Consider the following 21,321-nt stretch of genomic DNA (forward strand, 5'->3'; position numbering starts at 1 on the left):
AGGAACCTCGGTCCCTGCGGTGTGTTGGTCGACGCAACGTCGCGCGGCGGGAGGCTGCGCGCCCACATTGGAGGGATCGGACCATGAAACGGACCATCATCGCGATTGCCTGCGTGCTTGCAGGCCCCGCGCTCGCCCAGTCGCTGGGCGAGAAGACCGGGGTCAATTCGGCACTCGGCGTCGCGCCCACCACAGCCGACTTTGCCAAGGAGGTCGCGATCAGCGACATGTTCGAGATCGAATCGAGCAAGCTCGCCGAGCAGAAGGGCAACGCACAGGAGAAGGCCTTCGCCCAGCAGATGGTGACCGACCACACCAAGACCAGCGGCGAGCTGAAGGGCTTGGTCAGCGACGGCAAAGTGCAGGCGACGCTGCCGACGGCGCTCGACAGCCCGCATCAGAGCAAGCTCGACAAGCTCAAGAGCGCGACAGGCAAGGATTTCAGCTCTGACTACAATTCGTACCAGGTCAGTGCCCACGAGGACGCCGTGTCGCTGTTCGAACGCTACGCCAAGGGCGGCGACAATTCCGCGCTGAAGGACTGGGCCGGCAAGACGCTGCTGGCGCTCAAGCACCATCGCGACATGGCCAAGGAGCTCGGCAAGGCGCCGAGCGTCGGTCAGTCGAAGTAACCATCTTCTGATGGACGCCGGCCCTTCCGGCGTCCTCCCGGTTAGCAACGATGCCCGTCTCCGCGGATTGATCTCAAAATCGCGGAGATCATCGTGACACAGCAAGACAAGACCTCATTCACCCGCCGGCACGTCGTCCACGCCGCGAGCGCAACGCTCGCGGCGGCTTCGCTGGCGTCTTCGTCAGCGAAAGGAGATACATCCATGTCCGAGCAGAAGCTGATTGACCCCGTCGGCCGCTATCCGAAGCCGCCGTTCAAGAAGCAGTCACAGCCCTGGCCGGGTCTTGCCGGCAAGATGGAGCCGCGCCCCGATCATGGCGAGACCAGCTACAAGGGCTCCGGCCGCCTCGGCGGCCGCAAGGCGCTGATCACCGGCGGCGATTCCGGCATGGGCCGCGCCGCCGCAATTGCCTATGCGCGCGAGGGCGCCGACATCGCCATCAACTACTTCCCGACTGAGGAGGCGGACGCGCAGGACGTGATCGCGCTGATCAGGAAAGAAGAGCGCAGCGGCGTCGCCATCCCCGGCGATCTCCGCGACGAGGCATTCTGCAAGACGCTGGTCGAGCAGGCCGTGCAGCAGCTGGGCGGGCTCGATATCGTCGTCTGCAACGCCGCGCGCCAGCAGAGCCGCGAGTCCATCCTCGACGTTTCGTCGGAGGATTTCGACGCGACCATGAAGACGAACATCTACGCGCCGTTCTGGATCATCAAGGCGGCGCTGCCGCATCTCAAGCCGGGCTCGTGCATTATCGGCACGACATCCGAGCAGGCTTACGATCCGTCTCCGGAGCTCTATGATTACGCGCAGACCAAGGCGGCGACGATGAACTACGTGAAGTCGCTGGCCAAGCAACTCGCCTCGAAGGGCATCCGCGTCAACGGCGTCGCGCCGGGCCCGATCTGGACGCCGCTCCAGGTCTCCGGCGGCGCATCGATGGAGAAGCTCGAGAAGTTCGGCGGCATGACACCGCTCGGGCGCCCCGGCCAACCTGCCGAGCTCGCCTCCATCTACGTGCAACTGGCCGCGGCGGATGCGAGCTACGCGACCGGGCAGGTGTATGGATCCGCCGGCGGATCGGGGCAACCATAGTCTCGGCGCCGCGGGCCGACGACAGGGTAAAGTCCAGGAACCATCGCCGTCTTCCGGCTTTACACAACTGACACAAAGGAACCACCGCCTGCGGACCGATGGCGCTCGTAACAGTCAAACCCACCCGGATCGATACGGCGATCGCGAACGAGATCGCGGACCACACCAACCCAGGGCTTGAGCACACTGCCGAGACATTGACGTGGGGAGCCGACGAGCACGTGTTGCTCGCGCTCGCCGCGGCAGGATGGCTCTACACAAGGCTGCGGCAGCCGCAGACGCGCCAACTTGCCGATCACGTGCTGATCGTGTCGATGGCGACAGCTGTGCTGCCGCACGTCCTGAAGTCGGTGTTCAATCAGACAAGGCCGGACCGGCTGACGGTGCGCGGCCATTGGCGCGGCATTCCCTTCTCCGGACGATCCCGGGACGCATTTCCCTCAGGTCACGCCGTGCATATGGGCGCACTCGCCTCCGCCGCCGGCCTGCTGCCGCCGGCGCGACGCCAGGTGGCGCGCGCGCTCGCGGTGGCGCTGTCGTTGACGCGCGTGGCACTGCTTGCGCATTGGACCAGCGACGTGGTGGCAGGTTTCACGCTCGGCGTCCTCGTCGAGCGACTGCTCAGGCCATTCACACTTGGAAAGTCACGGCAGCCGCGGCCTTCAGGTTCACGAGTCCGACCATGACGGAATATCTCCTGCGTTTCATCGCCGGCGGTCTGATCGTCTCCGTGTTCGCGATCTGCGGCGACATGCTGCGGCCGAAAAGCTTTGCCGGGCTTCTCGGCGCGGCACCCTCGGTCGCGCTGGCGACCCTTGGCATCGCCGTGGTCCAGCATGGCCCGCAATATGCTGCGGCCGAGAGCTGGACGATGATCTACGGTGCGACTGCCCTCGCCTGCTACAGTCTCGCGGTCTGCCATTTGCTGATGAGGTTTGGTCTCGCCGCGCTGCCGGCCACCATTGCCGCCTTCGCGGTATGGCTCGTGGTCGCCTTCGGCCTGCTCGCGGGCTTCGGAGGTGCGGCCTGATGCTGGTCAAGCTGTCGTCATCGGCGCTGAAACAGGCGCGTTGGTACGAATACGCCGTTCGCTTCCTGCTCGGCGGCCTTGCGACGGTGCTTGCGGGATTCATCGGCTCGCGTTTCGGTGTCTCCGTCGGCGGGCTCTTCCTCGCGCTTCCCGCCATCTTCTGTGCCAGCGCGACCCTGATCGAAAGCCACGAGCGTCAGGCCAAGGAGAAAGCCGGGCTGAGCGGGGGGCGGCGCGGACAGAAGGCGGCGGCGCTCGATGCGGCAGGTGCGGCGCTGGGCAGTATCGGCCTTGCGGCATTCGCCCTGGTGTTCCATCTCGCGGTCGGGTCAAGCGCTGCGGCGGCTTTCATCGCCGCGCTGACGGTTTGGGCTATTGTTTCCGTGGCGGCCTGGTGGCTCAGGCGCAAGCTTCGCATCGTCTCCCGCCACCCTCGGCGATCAGCGCATCCGGCAAAGAGCCACGGCCTTTCCTCGTGAAGGCTTAACCCGCTTTCGCCCGCGACGGCTGCGATGTCGGCGGCTGAAGACCGGGGCTGTTGGCCCAGCGCTCCACTTGCTCGATGATCTTCTGGTGGCTTGGTCGCACCGGCTTGAAGGCATCGGTCTCTTCGGAAAGCTTGCGGGGCAGTCGGACTTCGTCCGTCATCACATCTCTCCCGTTTCTGCCCTTTGGCCGAAGATGCGCCTTCTCCGAGCGAGATGCAATAACCTATCTTATTGATTTTGCTTTATTTTTTTACTCATTTGGAGTCTTTATCGCCATCTGCGGAACTCTTGCCAAGTTGGTTTGTTGAGTAAACTACTCAAACTGCTCATTTGGTGTGGTTTGCTATGAATGATCTTCGCGCCGAGCGGCTTCAGGTAATGCTCTCGCCGGAGGAGCTGTCCGCTCTCGACGATTTCCGGTTCAAGCATCGAATGCCGACACGCGCGGCGGCCGTCCGCGAACTGCTTAAGCTCGGGCTCGCGGCTGCGGGCGTCGATGCCCGCGCCGGCATCAAGTCCAGCGATTACGGAGTGTTTGGCCGCGGGCCGGAGGGGCACACGCAGACCAACGGTGAGCACGACGCCGAGGATTGACCGGCCTTACTGGAGCTCGCAAGCAAAACGGCCCCGGCACAGGGGTGCCAGGGCCGTCCTTGGAGATTGCTTCCGGCGCACCGGGGGCATGACAGCCGAAAGCACTCCGTCGACTCTTCGCGCTGGGATTCGTTCCTCGCGCTATTCTGGGAGCATGATCCCTTCGGAAAACCGCTTCACACTTTTGCGGATCATGCCCTAGCCGCTCGGTGCGGAGCCGGAATCATCCGGCGTCATGCCCGAGCCCGGTGTCTTGCTGTTGTCGTTGAGCTTGGGATCGCGCGTCGCTTCACGCGACGGCGAGCCCTTCGGATTCGTTGTTTGGGGATCCGTCTTGTGCACGGTCTGTGCGCGCTGCTTGTCGCGGGGCTGCTCTTCAGCGCGCTTGTCCCTGACGATGCCGTGGTCGGAATGCGCCATGATGTCCTCTCGCTTCTCCGATGTCTCGAAGCGCTTACGCACCGCGGCGCCGAATGTTCCGGCGTGGCACTAACTATGCGCGGCGTGGACCGCGACCGATGCCTTCTCCAGATGCACCTGCCGGACGGTCGTCACGGCCGCGAACGCGACCGAGACGCCGAAGGCGAGAATGAGTGAAAGCAGAGCCAGACGTGGAGCCATCGCAAAACCTCCTTCCGGAATCGGAAAAATCAGCGCGATCGACTGTTGCCAATGATCCCAAATTGGTCGCTTGCATTCCGTGAGCGGTCTCACACGCGGGTTTACGAAGCGAGAGTTGCTTACGCACTCCGCGTTTGAGGGGTCCGGATCGTAACGGGCGGGATTTCGCCATCAAGCCAATCCTGCTCGTTGGCGAGCGCCGTCCAGGCGTCCGCCATGCGCGAGTAGCGCTTGTGGGCAGGTAGTCCTTCCGCCCGCTCGGCAAGCTGAAGACAGTTGTCGGCGTTATCCCTGAAAATGTCGGACTGTTTCATCACAAAGATCTGGGGATGGAACTCCCGGGTCGCAACCGCCCTTACTCGATCGTAACGTCCAGGGAACTTCGCACGCCACCAGTTATTGGAGCTGCATGAGGATTCTTGTCGCGATTGTCCTGACCTTCATCAGCACCGCGGCGCTCGCCGACAATACGGGTGAGCGAACCGCCGGCGACCGCACGCCGACCGCGACCGATGTCATCAGCGGCCTCTACAGCTTCAGCCGTTTCCAGCAGGGCCTTCTGGAGAGCACCGATCTGAAGGGCAACGCGGAGGTCAAGAACCTCGCCGCCTTGCGCGCCGAAGAGGCGGCCAAGCGCGACAAGGCGCTGAAGCAGATCCAGGAGGCGATCGGTACGGAGCCGCGCGCCGGCAAGACGACGTCGGTGAGCGCAGGTCTCGTCGAACCCGAGAATTCCGACGGTCCGACTTACGTCAGAAGCTTCTATGCCGCGCAGATTCCCGAGTATGAATCCGCCATCAGCCTGCTCGAGCACTATCTGAAGGGACCGGACAATGCGGGACTAGCCGCCTTCGCGCGCGAGCAGCTCCCGAGGCTGCGCGCGCAGCAGGTCAGGGACGCCGAGCGCACCATGGCGGACAAGTAGCCGCTCCTACTTGTCGTTCGGATGATGTTGCTGGCTTTCCGGCCGCACGGTGCGGTCGCTGTCCGGCATCCTGTCCCGGCCCGCATCGCCATTGTCATCCTTGCCGCCCGAGGTCGAGGTGCCGCTGCCGCTCGGGTTCGACCTGGTCGACAGACCTGTGGTTGACGTGTCCGCATGCGGGGTGGCGGAGCTGGCGGCAGGATCGCCGGTCTCGGCCCCCCGCCCGCTGGGCGTACCCTGGGCAAACGCCGATCCGGCGGCGAACGATAGAACGATGATCGCGGCAATTCCTGCTCTCATATGCTCTCTCCCTCTCTGTCGGGCTAACCGCAGGATCGACGCTCCGTTCCGAGGCATTGCCGGTGTTGGAGGCGCACCCGCCTATGGCAATTTATTCCGAAGCCGCGTGGAACCAATCCGATTCATCGCGGTTAAATCGGCCGGGCTGAGCAAAGCAGGTTCCATTTCCCGGCGTCGCAACCTTGGCGCTTGATTTCGAATTTGGCTGACGCTCTATTTTGACCAAACGCGTCGTGCCAGGATTCGGCCGATGCTTGCGGGGGAATCAGTATGAGCGACCTCGATCCCGGAACTGCATCACGCTCCGGTCGTCGCGTCCCAAAACCAAAAACCAACGGTATGTCAGAGCCGGATTCCCGCGCGGAACTGCTACTCGCCTTACAGGCCATGCGCAGCGGCGATTTCTCCGTGCGGATGAGCGGCGACTATCTCGGCATCGACGGCAAGATTGCCGACACTTTTAACGAAATCATCGCCGCCAACCAGCGCATGGCGCAGCAGCTCGAGCTGGTCGGCCAAGTGGTCGGCCGCGAGGGCAAGACCCGCCAGCGCGTGAAATTCGGCCTCGCCTCGGGCTCCTGGGCCGACATGGAAGGCTCGGTCAACACGCTGATCGACGATTTGCTCTGGCCGACGCGCGAGGTGACCCGCGCGGTCGCCGCCGTCGCCCAAGGCGACCTGCTCCAGACCGTCAAGCTCGACGTCGACGGCCGGCCGCTCCGCGGCGAATTCCTGCAGTCGGCAACCATCGTCAACACCATGATCAAGCAGCTCGGCGTGTTCACCTCCGAGGTGACGCGCGTCGCGCGCGAGGTCGGCACCGAGGGCAAGCTCGGCGGTCAGGCCCAGGTGCCCGAGGTGACCGGCGTCTGGAAGGACCTCACCGAGAGCGTCAACTCGATGGCGAACAACCTGACCAACCAGGTTCGCAACATCGCCGAGGTGACGATCGCGGTCGCCAACGGCGACTTGTCGAAGAAGATCACGGTCGACGTGCGCGGCGAGATCCTTCAGCTCAAGGAAGCCATCAACACGATGGTGGATCAGCTGCGCTCCTTCGCCTCCGAAGTGACGCGCGTCGCGCGCGAGGTCGGCACCGACGGCAAGCTCGGCGGCCAGGCGATCGTGCCCGGCGTCGCCGGCACCTGGAAGGACCTGACCGACTCCGTCAACGCGATGTGCGGCAACCTCACCGCACAGGTCCGCAACATCGCCAACGTCACCACGGCCGTGGCGCGCGGCGACCTCTCGCGCAAGATTACGGTCGACGTGCGCGGCGAGATCCTGGAGCTGAAGGACACCATCAACACCATGGTGGACCAGCTCAACTCCTTTGCCTCGGAGGTGACGCGCGTCGCGCGCGAGGTCGGCACCGAAGGCAAGCTCGGCGGCCAGGCCCAGGTGCCCGGTGTGGCCGGCACCTGGAAGGATCTCACCGACAACGTCAACTTCATGGCGTCGAACCTGACCGCGCAGGTCCGCAACATCGCCGACGTCGCCACAGCGATCGCGAGCGGCGACCTTTCGAAGAAGATCACGGTGAGCGTCTCGGGCGAGATCCTTCAGCTGAAGGAAACGCTCAACACCATGGTCGACCAGCTCAACGCCTTCGCCGGCGAAGTGACGCGTGTCGCGCGCGAGGTCGGCACCGAAGGCCGGCTCGGCGGCCAGGCCAACGTGCTCGGCGTCGCCGGCACCTGGAAGGATCTGACGGAAAGCGTCAACTCGATGGCGTCGAACCTGACCGCACAGGTCCGCAACATCGCCGAGGTGACGACGGCGGTCGCCGGCGGCGACCTGTCGAAGAAGATCACCGTGGACGTTCGCGGCGAGATCCTGGAGCTCAAGGACACCATTAACACCATGGTGGACCAGCTCAACGCCTTCGCCGGCGAAGTCACGCGCGTCGCGCGCGAGGTCGGCACCGAAGGCAAGCTCGGCGGCCAGGCCCAGGTGCGCGGCGTCGCCGGAACCTGGAAGGACTTGACGGATAGCGTCAACTCGATGGCCTCGAACCTGACCGGCCAGGTCCGCAACATCGCCGAAGTCGCGACCGCGGTCGCCAAGGGTGACCTTTCGAAGAAGATCACCGTGAACGTGTCGGGCGAAATCCTTCAGCTGAAGGAGACGCTCAACACCATGGTCGACCAGCTCAACGCCTTCGCCGGCGAAGTCACGCGCGTCGCGCGCGAAGTCGGCACCGAAGGCAAGCTCGGCGGCCAGGCCCAGGTGACCGGCGTCGCCGGAACCTGGAAAGACCTCACCGACAACGTCAACTCGATGGCGGGCAACCTGACCGCCCAGGTCCGTAACATCGCCGAGGTCGCGACCGCGATCGCCGGCGGCGACCTGTCGCGCAAGATCACGGTGGACGTGCGCGGCGAGATCCTTCAGCTCAAGGACACGCTGAATACGATGGTCGACCAGCTCAACCGCTTCGCGGGCGAGGTGACGCGCGTCGCGCGCGAGGTCGGCACCGAAGGCCGTCTCGGCGGCCAAGCCAATGTGCCCGGCGTCGCCGGCACCTGGAAGGATCTGACCGACTCCGTGAACTCGATGGCGGGCAACCTGACCGCCCAGGTCCGCAACATCGCCGAAGTCACCACCGCCGTGGCGCGCGGCGACTTGTCCCGCAAGATCACCGTGGACGTGAAGGGCGAAATCCTCGAGCTCAAGAACACCATCAACACCATGGTGGATCAGCTCAACGGCTTCGCCGGCGAAGTGACGCGCGTCGCGCGCGAGGTCGGCACCGAAGGCAAGCTCGGCGGTCAGGCCGAGGTGCCCGGCGTCGCCGGCACCTGGAAGGACCTCACCGACAACGTCAACTTCATGGCCTCGAACCTGACGGCCCAGGTCCGCAACATCGCCGAGGTCGCGACCGCGATCGCCGGCGGCGACCTGTCGAAGAAGATCACGGTGGACGTGCGCGGCGAGATCCTGCTGCTCAAGGACACCTTGAATACCATGGTCGAGCAGCTCCGCTCCTTCGCCGCCGAAGTGACGCGCGTGGCGCGCGAGGTCGGCACCGAAGGCCGGCTCGGCGGTCAGGCCGTCGTGCCCGGCGTCGGCGGCACCTGGAAGGACCTCACCGACAACGTCAACCTGCTCGCCGCGAACCTGACGACGCAAGTCCGCAACATCGCCGAAGTCACCACCGCCGTGGCGCGCGGCGACTTGTCCCGCAAGATCACCGTGGACGTGAAGGGCGAAATCCTCGAGCTGAAAAACACCATCAACACCATGGTGGACCAGCTCAATGCCTTCGCTGGCGAAGTGACGCGCGTTGCCCGAGAAGTCGGCACCGAAGGCGAGCTCGGCGGTCAGGCCCAGGTGCCTGGCGTCGCCGGCACTTGGAAGGATCTCACCGACACCGTCAACTTCATGGCGGCAAACCTGACCGAGCAGGTCCGCGGCATCGTCAAGGTGGTGACGGCGGTCGCCAACGGCGATCTCAAGCAAAATCTCACCGTGAAATCGAAGGGTGAGGTCGCAGCCCTCGCCGACACCATCAACAACATGACCGAGACGCTCGCGACCTTCGCCGACCAGGTGACGTCGGTGGCGCGCGAGGTCGGCGTCGAGGGCCGCCTCGGCGGTCAGGCCGACGTGCCCGGCGCCGCCGGCACCTGGAAGGACCTCACGGGTAACGTCAACCTTCTGGCGGCCAACCTCACCTCGCAGGTGCGCGCGATCGCGGAGGTGGCGACCGCCGTGACCAAGGGCGACCTGACGCGGTCGATCCAGGTCGACGCCCGCGGTGAAGTGGCCGAGCTGAAAGACAACATCAACACGATGATCACGAACCTCCGTCTGACGACGGACGTGAACACAGAGCAGGACTGGCTGAAGACCAACCTCGCCAAATTCACCAACATGCTGCAGGGCCAGCGCGACCTCGCCACCGTCGGCCGGCTTCTGCTCACCGAGCTGTCACCGCTGGTGAACGCCCATACCGGCGTGATCTACCAGGTCGAGAGCGAGGACAATCCGCAGCTCCTGCTGCTGGCCTCCTACGCCAGCGACGGAGTCTATCCCTATCAGCGCGTGCTCCAGTTCGGCGAAGGCCTGATCGGCCAGTGCGGCCTCGACAAGCGGCCGCGCGTGGTGGCCGACATTCCGTCCGACGTCGTGCCGATCAACTCCGCGCTGTTCCGTGTCGCACCGAAGAACCTCGTCGTGCTGCCGGTTCTGTTCGAGGGCCAGGTCAAGGCCGTGATCGAGCTCGCCTCGCTGGTCTCGTTCACGACCTCACAGATGACGTTCCTGGAGCAGCTCACTGACTCCATCGGCATCGTGCTCAACTCGATCGAAGCGACGATGCAGACCGAAGGCCTGCTCAAGCAGTCGCAGCAGCTGGCTGGCGAGCTCCAGACCCAGCAGCGCGAATTGCAGCAGACCAACGACCAGCTCGAGCAGAAGGCGCAGCAGCTCGCCGAGCGCAACGTCGAGGTCGAGCGCAAGAACCAGGAGATCGAGCAGGCCCGCCGCGCGCTGGAGGAAAAGGCGACCGAGCTCGCGCTGACCTCGAAGTACAAGTCCGAATTCCTCGCCAACATGAGCCACGAGCTGCGCACGCCGCTGAACTCGATCCTGATCCTGGGGCAGCAGCTCACCGACAACCCGGACGGCAACCTCACCCCCAAGCAGGTCGAATTCGCCCGCACCATTCATGGCGCCGGCACCGACCTGCTCAATCTCATCAGCGACATTCTCGATCTCTCCAAGATCGAGTCCGGCACGGTGACGGTCGACGCCGAGGAGATTCTGACTGCGAACCTTCTCGAGACCGTCGGCCGGCCGTTCCGGCACGAGGCGGAGAACCGCAATCTGTCGTTCAAGATCGACGTCGATCCGAACCTTGCGCGCAGCATCGTCACCGATTCCAAGCGGCTGCAACAGGTCCTGAAGAACCTGCTCTCCAACGCCTTCAAGTTCACCGCCGAAGGCGAGGTGCGTCTGACGGTCGCCGGCGCAGTCGGCGGCTGGGGCACGGATCACCCGGTGCTGAACTCCGCGCCGGCCGTGATCGCGTTCGAAGTGTCCGATACCGGCATCGGCATTCCCCTGGAGAAGCAGAAGCTGATCTTCGAGGCGTTCCAGCAGGCCGACGCCGGCACCAGCCGCAAATACGGCGGCACCGGCCTTGGTCTTGCCATCAGCCGCGAGCTCGCAAGCCTGCTCGGCGGCGAAATCCATCTGCGCAGCGCGCCGGGCAAGGGCTCGACCTTCACGCTCTATCTGCCGCTGAAATATTCCGGCCCGACGCTGGCGCCGCGCGCGCCCGCGCCGCAGGCCTACAGCCAGCCGCCCGCACTCCAGCCGTCCGCGCCCGAGCAGCAGCGCGTCATCGAGCAATTGCCCGACGACCGTCTCAACCTCGAACCCGGCGACACCATTCTGCTCATCGTCGAGGACGATCCGCACTACGCGCGCGTGCTGGTCGATCTCGCCCGCGACAAGGGCTTCAAGGTCCTGGTCGCCGCGCGTGGCGCGGAGGCGCTGGAGCTTGCCAAGCAGTATCAGCCACGGGCCGTCTCGCTCGACGTGTTCCTGCCCGACATGCTCGGATGGACGGTGCTGAGCCAGCTCAAGCACAATCCGCTGACCCGCCACATCCCCGTTCAGATCATCACGCTCGACGAGGACCGCCAGCACGCACTGGCTCGCGGCGCCTTCTCCTTCGTCAACAAGCCGACCACGACGGAAGGCGTGGCGGCCGCGCTGTCGCAGATCAAGGAATATGCGCGGCCGCGGCGCAAGCGGCTGCTGATCGTCGAAGACAACGAGGCCGAGCAGCTCTCGATCCGCGAGCTGCTGGATCATGACGACATCGAGATCGTGGCGACCGACACCGGAGCCGGCGCGCTCTCGACGCTGCGCGAGGCGCCCTGTGATTGTGTCGTGCTCGACCTCAGGCTGCCCGACATGAGCGGCTTCGAGGTGCTCGACCAGATCCGCAAGGACGAGGCGCTGTCGAACATTCCGGTCGTGGTCTTCACCGGCCGCGAGCTCTCCGCGGAGGAAGACGCGGAACTCCACACCATGGCGCGCAGCATCGTGGTCAAGGGCGTGGAATCGCCGGAGCGCCTGCTCGACGAGACCGCTTTGTTCCTGCACCGCGTGATCACGGAACTGCCGGTCGAGAAGCAGCGCATGCTGGAGAAGCTGAACAGTTCCGACGAGGATTTGATCGGCAAGACCGCCCTATTGGTCGACGACGACGCCCGCAACATCTTCGCGCTGTCGAGCGTGCTGGAACGGCGCGGCATGAAGGTGCTGACGGCGACGACCGGCAGCGAGGCGGTCACGCTGGTCGAATCCAACCCGGAAATCGCCATCGTGCTGATGGACATCATGATGCCGCAGATGGATGGCTATCAGACCATCGGCGTCATTCGCGAAAACCCGGCCTTCGCCCGGCTTCCGATCATCGCGCTGACCGCCAAGGCGATGAAGGGCGACCGTGAAAAATGCCTGGAAGCCGGCGCGTCCGACTACCTCGCCAAACCCGTCAACACCGATCAATTGCTGCTTGCGATCCGCATGTGGCTGCATCGTTGAGCTGGATCCGCGAATGGACCACGAAAAGGTCAACATCCTCCTCGTCGACGACCAGCCGGCCAAGCTGCTCGCCTACGAGGTGATCTTGAAGGATCTCGGCGAGAACCTCGTGATCGCTTCGTCCGGCCGCGAGGCGCTGGAGGTGCTGCTCAAGACCGAGATCGCGGTGATCCTGGTCGACGTCTGCATGCCCGAGCTCGACGGTTTCGAGCTCGCCGCGATGATCCGCGAGCATCCACGCTTCCAGAAGACCGCGATGATCTTCATCTCGGCGATCCAGGTCAGCGACATCGACCGGCTGCGTGGCTACGAGATGGGCGCGGTCGACTACGTCCCCGTGCCTGTCGTGCCCGAGGTGCTGCGCGCGAAGGTCAAGGTATTTGCAGAGCTCTATCGCAAGACGCGGGAGCTCGAGCGGCTGAACCAGGACCTCGAGGACCGCGTCCGCGCCCGTACCGCGGAACTGGAGAACTCCACCGCGAAGCTGCGCGAGAGCGAAGAGCGGCGCAGCATGGCGATTGCCGCCGGCAAGATGGGCTCCTGGGACTGGGACTGGGTCACCGGCGACTGGATGTGGGACGAGGGCCAGTACCGCATCTTCGGCGTGAGCCCCGAGAGTTTCGACGTCAACCCCGCCAACGTTCAGGCCCTGTTGCATCCCGACGACGTCGATCAGCTGCGCAATGCCGTCGCCGAATTCAACAAAGGCACGCGCGCTTACGAGACGGAGTTCCGGATCGTGCGGCCCGACGGCGAAGTGCGCTGGTGCGTCGGCACGGCCGCCGCGACGGCGGACAATAGCGGCCGCGTCGTGCGCGTGAGCGGTGTCACGGTTGATATCACCGAACGCAAGCGGGCCGAGGAGCGGCAGAATCTGCTGGCGCGGGAGGTCGATCATCGCGCCAAGAATGCGCTGGCGCTGGCGCAATCGATCGTGCGTCTGACCCGCGCCGATGAGGTCAAGGCCTATGTCAACGCCGTCGAGGGCCGCATCAACGCGCTGGCGCGCGTGCATACGATCCTGTCGCTGTCGAGCTGGCAGGGCGCCGAGCTCTCCAGGCTGATCGACGAAGAGCTAGCGCCCTACTCGCTCGGCGGCCAGATCAAGCTCGCAGGTCCCGAAGTTCAGTTGCTGCCGGCCACCGCCCAGACGCTCGCGCTGGCGCTGCACGAGCTTTTCACCAATTCGGCAAAGTATGGCGCGCTCTCGACGCGATCGGGGCGGCTCATGATCGGCTGGCAGGTCGACGACGACCTGCTCAAGCTGACCTGGGAGGAATCCGGCGGCCCGCTGGTCAGGACGCCGAAATCGCGCGGCTTCGGCACGCGGAGCCTGCTTGCCAGCGTCGAGTCCCAGCTCGGCGGACAGGCGCAATTCGATTGGCGGGCCGAGGGCCTGTTGTGCCGCCTGGACGTGCCGCTGACACGCAAGTCAGCAGCAACGACGACACCCGGCAAGTTCGAGGCGCCCAGCTCCGTCGAATTGCAGCGCGCATCCGGTTAGCCTGACGCCGCGCTGGTCCTGCGCTGCGCCGTCCGCGGTTCGCGCGCGACGCGCCCCTCGAGCCAGGCTTCCGTTCGGGCGAGATCGCGTAGCGCCTTCGCATAGCGGCGGGCCGCGCTTCGCTCCGCGCCGCGCGGCAGCTTGCGTGCTTTGCGCAGGATGTCCGCAGCGGCATTGCGATAAGCCAGCGAGCGGTAAAGAAAAACTACCTTACCCATATCGAATGTTCCCGTGTTGCTGGCCCATATCCTCGCAAGCCCGGCATGAACGTCGGATGAAGCGCGCGACGAAATTCCTTGATCCGGAGGGAACCAACGAACGTGTCGCGCATTTGTCTGCTGGATTCGGGACGCGGTTCCATGCGCACGAAAAAGTCGTCGGATCTGATTTCTCCTACTGGCCTCATCAAGCTGATGACGCATGCGATGATGGGCGCAGCCCTCGGCCTCGCCTTCAGCCTTGCGCTCATCCTGTCCAATCCAGCCGTCGCCAACCTCGTGAATGACGGCGGACGTCAGGCGGTTCTCGTCTTCACCCTCACGCTCGTGACGACCTTCGCGATCGGCGCGACGCTCACCGGCGTCGTGTTCATCCTCGCGGAGGACAAGCAATCTTGAAGTTTGCCTGACACCTGGGAAATCTTTGTTGGGAACTCCTGCGGCCAACGGCGGTTGGCAGCCTGCGTCATTTTAACCCAGGGAGTTCCCCCGCATGAAGACAACCAAGCTCGCTCTCGCCGTGATGCTGGCAACCGGCCTTGCAGCCGCCCCGTTCGCCGCGCAGGCCAAGTCGCACAAGGCCAAGCATGGATCCTCGATGTCATCGTCGCAGACCACCGGCGCGAACACCAAGCCCTCGAAAGGCCCCGACGCCTCCGGCCAGGGCGGTTCTGGCCCGGGCTCCGATCAGGGCGGCACGATGACGAACAGCAAGGGCGGCATGAGCAAGTAAGCTCACATAGCTTCGGCCGCATCTCAAACAAAAGCCCCGCGGCAATGCGGGGCTTTTCGTCGAAAAAGTGCAGCAAAAGTCACGCAGCGCTGCGCTGGACGTGACGGCCTTCCTTCACCTCTTCGATGATCTTGGCGCTGAAGGCGTCGAGGTCGCCGGGGTTGCGCGAGGTGATGACGCCCTGGTCGACGACGACTTGTGAGTCTTCCCATGTCGCGCCGGCGTTGATGACGTCGGTCTTGATCGACTTGTATGACGTCATCTTGCGACCCTTGGCGATGCCGGTCTCGATCAGGAGCCAGGGCGCGTGGCAAATGGCGGCGACGATCTTCTTGGCGTTGAAGATCTCCTTGATGAAGGACAGCGCCTTCGGCTCGACACGCAAGAGGTGTGCGGCTTCGCGCAGCGGCATGATGGCGGTCAAATCACCACGCCGAGCGCTAGCGCCACATCGTCGGTGCGCGGACCAGAGCATCTCGCGCAGCCTGTTTTAGATCCTCGATCGAGCGGCGACCTGTTTGCGCGGCCTCACGCAGCCGCGTGGCGACACGGTCGCGCGTCGCGAGTTCGGAGAGAGGAAGCCCGGCGCAGACGTCGTCCAGCACGGCCTGTATCAAAGCGGCCATTTCGGCATCGTGCATCGGCGAGCTCCAGCGTGTTCGCGTAGCGCGCTCGCTTTAGCTGCGTCGGATGTCAGGGATGTTAAAGGCGCCCCGGAGCGTTGGCTTTCACGAGCTGCTCGAGCTGCGCTCGCTTGCGTGCAATCAGGAGCTGGGCCGCAGCATCATCGAGCCCCTCGCGCTGCAATTGCCGGATCGCGGAGCCGAGCTCGAGGATTTCGGCGCGCAGTCTTAGAGTCCGGTACGTGTCCGGGTCTTCCTCCACCGCGCGCCTCCGGAACTATCAGCGGCGCGCGATGGCGCGCACCGGATTGACGGCTGTCTTCACGGGACGAAGGCGCACCCGGTCGCGGACATCAGGCAGGACGTCGCCACCGCCGGCGGCTTTCCATTCGCCGATCAGCAGATTGATCCTCCGGCGCAGATCCATCTGCGCCAGGGCCTTTTCGGTGCAGTCGCGATCGCGATTGACGAGGTCGCGGACCGACGCCTCGATATCGGCCATCTCTAGCCTCAAGGCACTGATTTTACGTCGAATTTCATTAATTCTGTTGTCCATGGCTTGTTAGAACAAAATAAGAACATATAGTCAAGTCACGATTTCAGGACGGAGCAGTGACATGCAGGTTCAGGGTAAATACGACGCCAAGGCTTTTCTCATGGAGCAGATGACCCGCGCGCAAGGTTTGAGGTTGAAGCGACTCAGCGAGGAGACCTACCAGCCGGCACAATACGATCGGGATCTGTCCTCCGCTGAAGCTGCGCGGCGCATCCGCGCGCTCGAAGCGGAGATCGAGCTCGCGAATTCTTTCTAGGCAGGCGGAACGCTCCGCACGGTCAGGGAACCTTGCTTGTGTCCAATGGTTTTTCCCCGGCCAAGGGAGAAAATGCATGGCACGCAAGGCAAAGAAACGCCGCTACTCGCGCAGCTCCGGCAGCGACGTCGAAAGCGAGATGCGGCGCTACAAGAAGGGCACCGCGAAGAGCGGACGTGGCGGACGTGGCGGACGCGTGAAGAGCCGCAAGCAGGCGATCGCGATCGGACTGTCGAAGGCGCGCAAGAAGGGCAAGAAAGTCCCGAAGAAGGCGTCGAAGCGCAAGACGTCCAAGAAAAAGACGTCCAAGAAGTCATCCAGGAAATCATCCAAGAGGTCGTCGAAGCGCAAATCCTCCTAGCGCTCGCGGCGGTGCGTGTCAGATCATGCTGCCCGGCATGAAGCAGCGGATCGAAATCCCGAACGCCGTCTTCACCGGCCACACCATGGTGCGGCCGGCCCGGTTCGGCTCGGTAATAACGGCTTCATCCGGCACCTCGACCCATTGCCCGTCGAGCCGCACCCGATAATGCCCGTTGTGCGACTCCCAGTCGGGATCGGCAACGGCAAAACCATCCGCATCCGAACAGCACGGGCCAAGATGGCTGCGCAGGCTGTCGAACCATGGCTTGAGCGGGGAGTCGGCGTAACGGCCGTCATCACGCCCGAGGGCGTTTCCGCTCCACAGCACCAATGGCGCCACAAGCAACGCACGCCTCAGCGAGAGCTTCAATCGATCCATGTTCGGCACCGATCAAATGCGAACCACCGACCGGTTCCAAAAAGCGGCGGCAGTTCGAAGGTCCACGCTTGCAACCGTCTCGGCGGCTCCGTTGCCGCCAGTCAGATATACGACTCGGAACAGTGATCAGCGAACACGGCTTTTTCGGACGAACCGCGTCATCGTCCCTGCCGTTAACGAGAATGTTATCGGATATCCCGGGTACTTCTCAAGGCGAACAGAAAAGGCGGCCCCAAGGGCCGCCTTTGGATTTGGTCCGGTCGACGTTCGCCTTACGCGAGCGGCACCGCGACGAACCGGGTCGCCTCCGCGCTCTTGACCTGCAACAGCACGCTGCGCTTGCCGGACGACTTGGCCTGCGCCAGCTCCGAGCGGACGTCGCCGACATTGGCAACGGCCTTGCCGCCGACATTGAGGATGACGTCGCCGGTCTGGATGCCGCGCTGTGCCGCCGGCCCTTGCGGATCGACCTCGGTGACGACGACGCCCTTCTGGCCGGCGCCCTGCACCTCGCCGGCCGGAGCCAGGCTCAGCCCGAGGCGCGGCGTGCCGGCATCCGGCTGCACCTTGCCCTCGCCGGTCTTGCCTTGGGCCTGCCGCTCGTTCGGCAGCTCGCCGAGCGCGAGCGTCACCGTCTTGGCTGCGCCCTTGTGCAAGACGTCGAGCTTCACCGAAGTCCCGGGCGCCAGCGTAGCGATGGTGCGGGCGAGATCGCGGGAGTCCTTGATTGCGGTGCCGTTGACGGCGGTGATGACGTCGCCGGCCTCGATGCCGGCCTTCGCCGCCGGGCTGCCGTCCTGCGGATTGTCGACGATCGCGCCGCGCGCTTCCTTGAGGCCGAGGCTGTCGGCGATCTCCGACGTCACCGGCTGCACCTGCACGCCGAGCCAGCCGCGCGTCACCGCACCCTTGTCCTTGAGCTGCGCGACGACGAGCTTCGCGGTCGAGGCCGGAATGTCGAAGCCGATGCCGACTGAGCCGCCGGAGGGCGAGAAGATGGCGGTGTTCACGCCGATCACGTTGCCGCTCATGTCGAAGGCCGGACCGCCGGAATTGCCCTTGTTGATGGGCGCGTCGATCTGGATGAAGTCGTCATAGGGTCCGTTGCCGATGTCGCGGCCGCTGGCCGAGACGATGCCGGCCGTGACGGTGCCGCCGAGGCCGAAGGGATTGCCGACAGCGACCACCCAGTCGCCGATACGCGGCTTCTGGTCGGAGAACTTGACGAACGGGAAGTCCTTCTTGCCGTCGACCTTGATCAGCGCAAGATCGGTCTTCGGATCGGTGCCGACCACCTTCGCGGTGTAGACCGTGCCGTCATCCATCGTCACCTGCACGGACTCGGCATGGTCGACGACGTGGTTGTTGGTCACGGCATAGCCGTCGGCGGAGATGAAGAAGCCGGAGCCTTCGCCGGTGATGACCTGATGGCGCTGGCGCGGCATGCCGTTCATGCCGGGGCCGCGGAAACCGAACTGCCGCGAGAACTGGTCGAACGGCGAATCCTCGTCCGAATCCATCCGGTTCTGCTGCATCATCGCGCTCTTGTCGTTGTCCTGGTCGATCTTGACCCGCACCGAGATGACGGCGGGTTTGACCTTGGCAACGAGATCACCGAAGCCCTGCGGCGTCGCGGCGCCTTCCGCGGCCTGGGCCGGCGCGACGAAGGAGGTGATGCCGAATTGCGAGGAAGCAGGAGAGGCTGCGAGCACGGCCACGCCGAGCGCGGCCACGGTGCCGAGCAGCGCGAGCCGGCGCGGCTTCAGGATCGTGCGGGGGGTGTCGGAATTGACGCGATCGTTCATGTCGAAATGTCCATGTTGGGTAAGTCGCCTTGAACCCAACATGGACATCGTCACCTTACGACGTCCCGTCCACGCGATTAAATCTTGGCAAAGAAAGGCGCAGCCGAAATCGACGACGGACGCCGGAATCGCTCGGCCTGCTGCCCGCCCCTTCTAACGAGGCGGTGCCAACAAGCTCTTCACGCGGCGACGTGAGTCTCCCACGCTGCGGCCGCGGCGGCGTCCTCGTCGCGTTGTGCGTTGCAGGCGTCGAAATGCGCCTTCAGCTCGGTCTCGGCGAGATGTTCGAAATGCTCGGCCTGGCCGAGGAGTTCCCAGTTCTGGAGCGGCCGATAGGCCGCCTGCTGACGACAGAGGGACGCCAGCGCCCGGTAGCGACGTACGTTCTCCATGAGACCCTCCCTCGCATTCACTGGGCTTATTGCCCTGATTTGCGTCAGGCCGATGGCGGCCGTGCAACAGATTTGCTGCACGCACGGCCGGCCGGATCAAAGTTAACTTTTCAGAAATGCGCAAGTGAAGATTGGTTCCTAGCGCAGAACCAGGGTGGAACTCGCAAGGCCTCAGGCGTAGCGGCGGCGCTCGACGGTAATGCCGATCAGATCGAGATACCGTTCGATCGGTTCGGGCCGGCCGATGAGGTAGCCCTGCATCTCGTCGCAAGCCTCCCCCGCCAGGAAGGCACGCTGGGCTTCCGTCTCCACCCCTTCGGCGACGACAGGAATGTTCAGGGCGCGCGCAAGGCTGAGGACCGCGCGGACGATCTCGGCCGATTGCGGACTCGCCTCGAGATTGGAGATGAAGCTGCGGTCGATCTTGATCTTGTCGAACGGAAACGACTGGAGATAGGACAACGACGAATAGCCGGTGCCGAAATCGTCCATGGCGATGCGGATGCCGAGCACCTTCAAACGCCGCAGCAGATTCAGCGCGCGCGTGAAATCGCCGATCAGCACGCCCTCGGTGATCTCGACCTCGAGCCGGCCTGGCGCGAGGCCCGTCTCCAGCAGGATCTGGTGGATCGAGCGCTCGAGGTCGCCGGCCTGGAACTGGACCGGCGACAAATTGACCGCGACCGGCACCGGCCGCGGCCAGGACGCCGCCTCGCGGCACGCTTCGCGCAGGACCCATTCGCCGATCTGGATGATCAGCCCGTTCTCCTCGGCGAGCGGAATGAACTGGTCCGGCGGCACGAAGCCGCGCGTCGGATGGTTCCAGCGCAGCAGCGCCTCGAAGCCGACGACCTCGCCATCCATCCGGGCCTGCGGCTGGAAGTAGACGAGGAGCTGGTTCTGCTCCAGCGCCTGACGCAGATCGTGCTGCAACAGCCTGCGGTCGCGCAGCTCCTGGTCCATCTCGGATTCGAAGAAGCGGACCCGGCCCCTGCCCTCGCGCTTGGCGCGATAGAGCGCGGAATCGGCGTTGGCGAGCAGTGTCTCCGCGTCCATTCCGTCATCGGGGTAGACCGCGATGCCGACGCTGAGGCCGACATGGGAGAGATAATCGTCGACCTCGAGCTCAGTGCCGATCGCCTCGACCAGACGCTCGCCGAGCGCCAGCACCGCGCCACGGCGGGCACCGTCCGGCATCAGGATCATGAATTCGTCGCCGCCGACGCGGGCGATGAAGGCGCCGTCGGCCTCCGCTGCAAGACGGTCCGCCGCCGCCCGCATCAGCATGTCGCCGACGGGGTGGCCGAATACGTCGTTGACTTCCTTGAAGCGATCGAGATCGAGGCTCAGCACCGCAAAACTGGTCGAGGCCTCCTGCGCCCGTTCCAGCCGCTCCGCCAGCGCGACATTGAATGCACTGCGGTTGGGCAGATCGGTCAGCACGTCGTGATGTGCGAGATGGCTGATGCGTTCCTGCGTGTTGACGCGCTCGGTGACGTCCTCGATCACGCCGACCAGATATTGCGGCTCACCCGCGCCGTCCGTGATCAGCATCTTGCGCGAATTGACGACGCGGTCGTGGCCCTTGACGCCGACTTCGAGCAGGTGCTCCTCCAGGAACATCGGCATCCCGCTGGCGACCACCCGGCGGTCCTGCTCGTTGACCATGCGGGCGACGTCGGCCGGGAAGATCTCCTCGGGAGTCCTGCCCAGCATCTGCTCACGCGGCACGCCGTAATAGTCTTCGCCGGCGCGGTTGAGCAGGATGTAGCGCGAATCCTTCGCGCACTTCGCGAACACGGCGATGGGAATGTTCTCGACGATGGTGTCGAGGAATTCCTGGGTCCGCAGCAGATCCTGCTCGACCTCGTCATGGGTGTGCCCGCGCACGTCCGTCAATCTCTGACGGCCGCGATCGCTAGCCTCATAGGCCGCGCTGACGAGCTCGCCCAATTTGACGAGATCGACCTGTCCGGCGGCATCGGTGGCGCAGCGGAGCTGCTCGGCGAACAAGCGGTGCATCATGCCATCGCTCCGCGCCGCGTGCAGGCCTCATGCCTGCAAATATCTGCGTTCCGCATCCCCGCGCTCTCATAGCGTTCCTGAACCGCAGATTGAGGCGCTCAGCATTGCGTGGGCGTTAATCGAACTCGCGTCCCGGCCGCGTTGGTTACCCCGGCCTGAAAAGAATCGGTCGGTTTGCGCGGCATCCTCCGTAGAACCCCGGAGAAAGATGGCGCGCT

The 21,321-nt window shown here is 64.5% G+C and carries 26 protein-coding genes and 1 pseudogene; 13 read left to right on the plus strand and 14 right to left on the minus strand.

The annotated features are described in order from the left end of the window. The first annotated feature begins 83 nt into the window (after positions 1–83). From QA642_RS36355 to QA642_RS36375, 5 genes are all read left to right on the plus strand, one after another. Positions 84–632 carry a DUF4142 domain-containing protein gene (locus QA642_RS36355; RefSeq protein WP_283081194.1) on the plus strand — a complete coding sequence of 183 codons (549 nt, stop codon included), beginning with the start codon at positions 84–86 and terminating at the stop codon, positions 630–632. A gap of 204 nt (positions 633–836) precedes the next feature. Then, the gene (locus QA642_RS36360) at positions 837–1,727 is read left to right on the plus strand and encodes an SDR family oxidoreductase (protein WP_283081195.1); all 891 of its coding nucleotides are present in this window, start codon (positions 837–839) and stop codon (positions 1,725–1,727) included. Positions 1,728–1,825: 98 nt separating this feature from the next. After that, a complete protein-coding gene (locus QA642_RS36365) occupies positions 1,826–2,413 on the plus strand; it encodes a phosphatase PAP2 family protein (protein WP_283081196.1) in 588 nt (195 codons plus the stop codon). Further along, positions 2,410–2,757 carry a DUF3147 family protein gene (locus QA642_RS36370; RefSeq protein ID WP_283081197.1) on the plus strand — a complete coding sequence of 116 codons (348 nt, stop codon included), beginning with the start codon at positions 2,410–2,412 and terminating at the stop codon, positions 2,755–2,757. The genes QA642_RS36365 and QA642_RS36370 overlap by 4 nt, the downstream gene beginning before the upstream one ends. Beyond that, on the plus strand, positions 2,757–3,236 hold the full coding sequence (locus QA642_RS36375) for a DUF3147 family protein (protein WP_283081198.1): 480 nt from the start codon (positions 2,757–2,759) through the stop codon (positions 3,234–3,236). The genes QA642_RS36370 and QA642_RS36375 overlap by 1 nt, the downstream gene beginning before the upstream one ends. A gap of 4 nt (positions 3,237–3,240) precedes the next feature. Here the strand turns inward: QA642_RS36375 and QA642_RS36380 are convergent, their stop codons facing one another. Further along, the gene (locus QA642_RS36380) at positions 3,241–3,405 is read right to left on the minus strand and encodes a hypothetical protein (protein ID WP_283081199.1); all 165 of its coding nucleotides are present in this window, start codon (positions 3,403–3,405) and stop codon (positions 3,241–3,243) included. A gap of 185 nt (positions 3,406–3,590) precedes the next feature. On the opposite strand from QA642_RS36380, the gene QA642_RS36385 reads away from it, so the two are divergent. Next, on the plus strand, positions 3,591–3,839 hold the full coding sequence (locus QA642_RS36385) for a hypothetical protein (protein WP_283081200.1): 249 nt from the start codon (positions 3,591–3,593) through the stop codon (positions 3,837–3,839). A gap of 198 nt (positions 3,840–4,037) precedes the next feature. Here the strand turns inward: QA642_RS36385 and QA642_RS36390 are convergent, their stop codons facing one another. The 3 genes from QA642_RS36390 to QA642_RS36400 all read right to left on the minus strand — a co-directional run bounded on the left by QA642_RS36390 (position 4,038) and on the right by QA642_RS36400 (position 4,774). Then, on the minus strand, positions 4,038–4,259 hold the full coding sequence (locus QA642_RS36390) for a hypothetical protein (protein ID WP_283081201.1): 222 nt from the start codon (positions 4,257–4,259) through the stop codon (positions 4,038–4,040). Positions 4,260–4,328: 69 nt separating this feature from the next. Then, on the minus strand, positions 4,329–4,460 hold the full coding sequence (locus QA642_RS36395) for a hypothetical protein (RefSeq protein WP_283081202.1): 132 nt from the start codon (positions 4,458–4,460) through the stop codon (positions 4,329–4,331). Between the two features lie 119 nt (positions 4,461–4,579). Next, positions 4,580–4,774, minus strand: coding sequence for a hypothetical protein (locus tag QA642_RS36400; RefSeq protein ID WP_283081203.1), 195 nt, complete (start codon positions 4,772–4,774; stop codon positions 4,580–4,582). 95 nt (positions 4,775–4,869) lie between these two features. Here QA642_RS36400 and QA642_RS36405 point away from each other — a divergent pair, with 95 nt between their 5' ends. Continuing rightward, positions 4,870–5,385 (plus strand): DUF4142 domain-containing protein, encoded by a 516-nt coding sequence (locus QA642_RS36405; protein ID WP_283081204.1) that lies wholly within the window; start codon positions 4,870–4,872, stop codon positions 5,383–5,385. Positions 5,386–5,391: 6 nt separating this feature from the next. Here the strand turns inward: QA642_RS36405 and QA642_RS36410 are convergent, their stop codons facing one another. Further along, the gene (locus QA642_RS36410) at positions 5,392–5,685 is read right to left on the minus strand and encodes a hypothetical protein (protein ID WP_283081205.1); all 294 of its coding nucleotides are present in this window, start codon (positions 5,683–5,685) and stop codon (positions 5,392–5,394) included. 270 nt (positions 5,686–5,955) lie between these two features. Here QA642_RS36410 and QA642_RS36415 point away from each other — a divergent pair, with 270 nt between their 5' ends. Both QA642_RS36415 and QA642_RS36420 read left to right on the plus strand, forming a co-directional pair. Then, positions 5,956–12,249, plus strand: a complete 6,294-nt coding sequence (locus QA642_RS36415) for a HAMP domain-containing protein (RefSeq protein WP_283081206.1) — start codon at positions 5,956–5,958, stop codon at positions 12,247–12,249. Between the two features lie 13 nt (positions 12,250–12,262). Then, the gene (locus QA642_RS36420) at positions 12,263–13,753 is read left to right on the plus strand and encodes an HWE histidine kinase domain-containing protein (protein WP_283081207.1); all 1,491 of its coding nucleotides are present in this window, start codon (positions 12,263–12,265) and stop codon (positions 13,751–13,753) included. Here the strand turns inward: QA642_RS36420 and QA642_RS36425 are convergent. Continuing rightward, positions 13,750–13,971 (minus strand): hypothetical protein, encoded by a 222-nt coding sequence (locus QA642_RS36425; protein WP_283081208.1) that lies wholly within the window; start codon positions 13,969–13,971, stop codon positions 13,750–13,752. The two genes, QA642_RS36420 and QA642_RS36425, sit on opposite strands and share 4 nt — an antisense overlap. A gap of 141 nt (positions 13,972–14,112) precedes the next feature. Between QA642_RS36425 and QA642_RS36430 the strand changes: the two genes are divergently transcribed. After that, the gene (locus QA642_RS36430) at positions 14,113–14,370 is read left to right on the plus strand and encodes a hypothetical protein (protein ID WP_283081209.1); all 258 of its coding nucleotides are present in this window, start codon (positions 14,113–14,115) and stop codon (positions 14,368–14,370) included. 94 nt (positions 14,371–14,464) lie between these two features. Beyond that, positions 14,465–14,704: a hypothetical protein gene (locus QA642_RS36435; RefSeq protein WP_283081210.1), complete on the plus strand. Its 240-nt coding sequence runs from the start codon at positions 14,465–14,467 to the stop codon at positions 14,702–14,704. 79 nt (positions 14,705–14,783) lie between these two features. Here QA642_RS36435 and QA642_RS36440 read toward each other — a convergent pair. The 4 genes and pseudogenes from QA642_RS36440 to QA642_RS36455 all read right to left on the minus strand — a co-directional run. Further along, a pseudogene (locus tag QA642_RS36440) lies at positions 14,784–15,092 on the minus strand (DJ-1/PfpI family protein); the annotation flags it as partial. Positions 15,093–15,144: 52 nt separating this feature from the next. Then, complete coding sequence (locus tag QA642_RS36445; protein ID WP_283081211.1) at positions 15,145–15,345, minus strand: hypothetical protein; 201 nt, start codon at positions 15,343–15,345, stop codon at positions 15,145–15,147. Positions 15,346–15,406: 61 nt separating this feature from the next. Next, positions 15,407–15,589 (minus strand): hypothetical protein, encoded by a 183-nt coding sequence (locus QA642_RS36450; RefSeq protein ID WP_283081212.1) that lies wholly within the window; start codon positions 15,587–15,589, stop codon positions 15,407–15,409. 18 nt (positions 15,590–15,607) lie between these two features. Further along, positions 15,608–15,829, minus strand: a complete 222-nt coding sequence (locus QA642_RS36455; RefSeq protein WP_027558242.1) for a hypothetical protein — start codon at positions 15,827–15,829, stop codon at positions 15,608–15,610. A 115-nt stretch (positions 15,830–15,944) separates the two neighbouring features. Between QA642_RS36455 and QA642_RS36460 the strand changes: the two genes are divergently transcribed. Further along, entirely contained in the window at positions 15,945–16,139 is a 195-nt protein-coding gene (locus tag QA642_RS36460; RefSeq protein ID WP_283081213.1) for a DUF3072 domain-containing protein, read from the plus strand. Positions 16,140–16,215: 76 nt separating this feature from the next. After that, complete coding sequence (locus QA642_RS36465) at positions 16,216–16,500, plus strand: DUF6496 domain-containing protein (protein ID WP_283081214.1); 285 nt, start codon at positions 16,216–16,218, stop codon at positions 16,498–16,500. An 18-nt stretch (positions 16,501–16,518) separates the two neighbouring features. Here QA642_RS36465 and QA642_RS36470 read toward each other — a convergent pair whose 3' ends face one another. The 4 genes from QA642_RS36470 to QA642_RS36485 form a co-directional block, all read right to left on the minus strand. Then, a complete protein-coding gene (locus QA642_RS36470) occupies positions 16,519–16,881 on the minus strand; it encodes a hypothetical protein (protein ID WP_027558239.1) in 363 nt (120 codons plus the stop codon). Between the two features lie 272 nt (positions 16,882–17,153). After that, positions 17,154–18,686, minus strand: a complete 1,533-nt coding sequence (locus QA642_RS36475; RefSeq protein ID WP_283081215.1) for a Do family serine endopeptidase — start codon at positions 18,684–18,686, stop codon at positions 17,154–17,156. 179 nt (positions 18,687–18,865) lie between these two features. Further along, positions 18,866–19,078 (minus strand): hypothetical protein, encoded by a 213-nt coding sequence (locus QA642_RS36480; protein ID WP_283081216.1) that lies wholly within the window; start codon positions 19,076–19,078, stop codon positions 18,866–18,868. Between the two features lie 171 nt (positions 19,079–19,249). After that, the gene (locus tag QA642_RS36485; RefSeq protein WP_283081217.1) at positions 19,250–21,103 is read right to left on the minus strand and encodes an EAL domain-containing protein; all 1,854 of its coding nucleotides are present in this window, start codon (positions 21,101–21,103) and stop codon (positions 19,250–19,252) included. Positions 21,104–21,321 lie beyond the last annotated feature (218 nt).

The sequence above is a fragment of the Bradyrhizobium sp. CB2312 genome (assembly GCF_029714425.1).
In the GTDB taxonomy this organism is placed as follows: domain Bacteria; phylum Pseudomonadota; class Alphaproteobacteria; order Rhizobiales; family Xanthobacteraceae; genus Bradyrhizobium.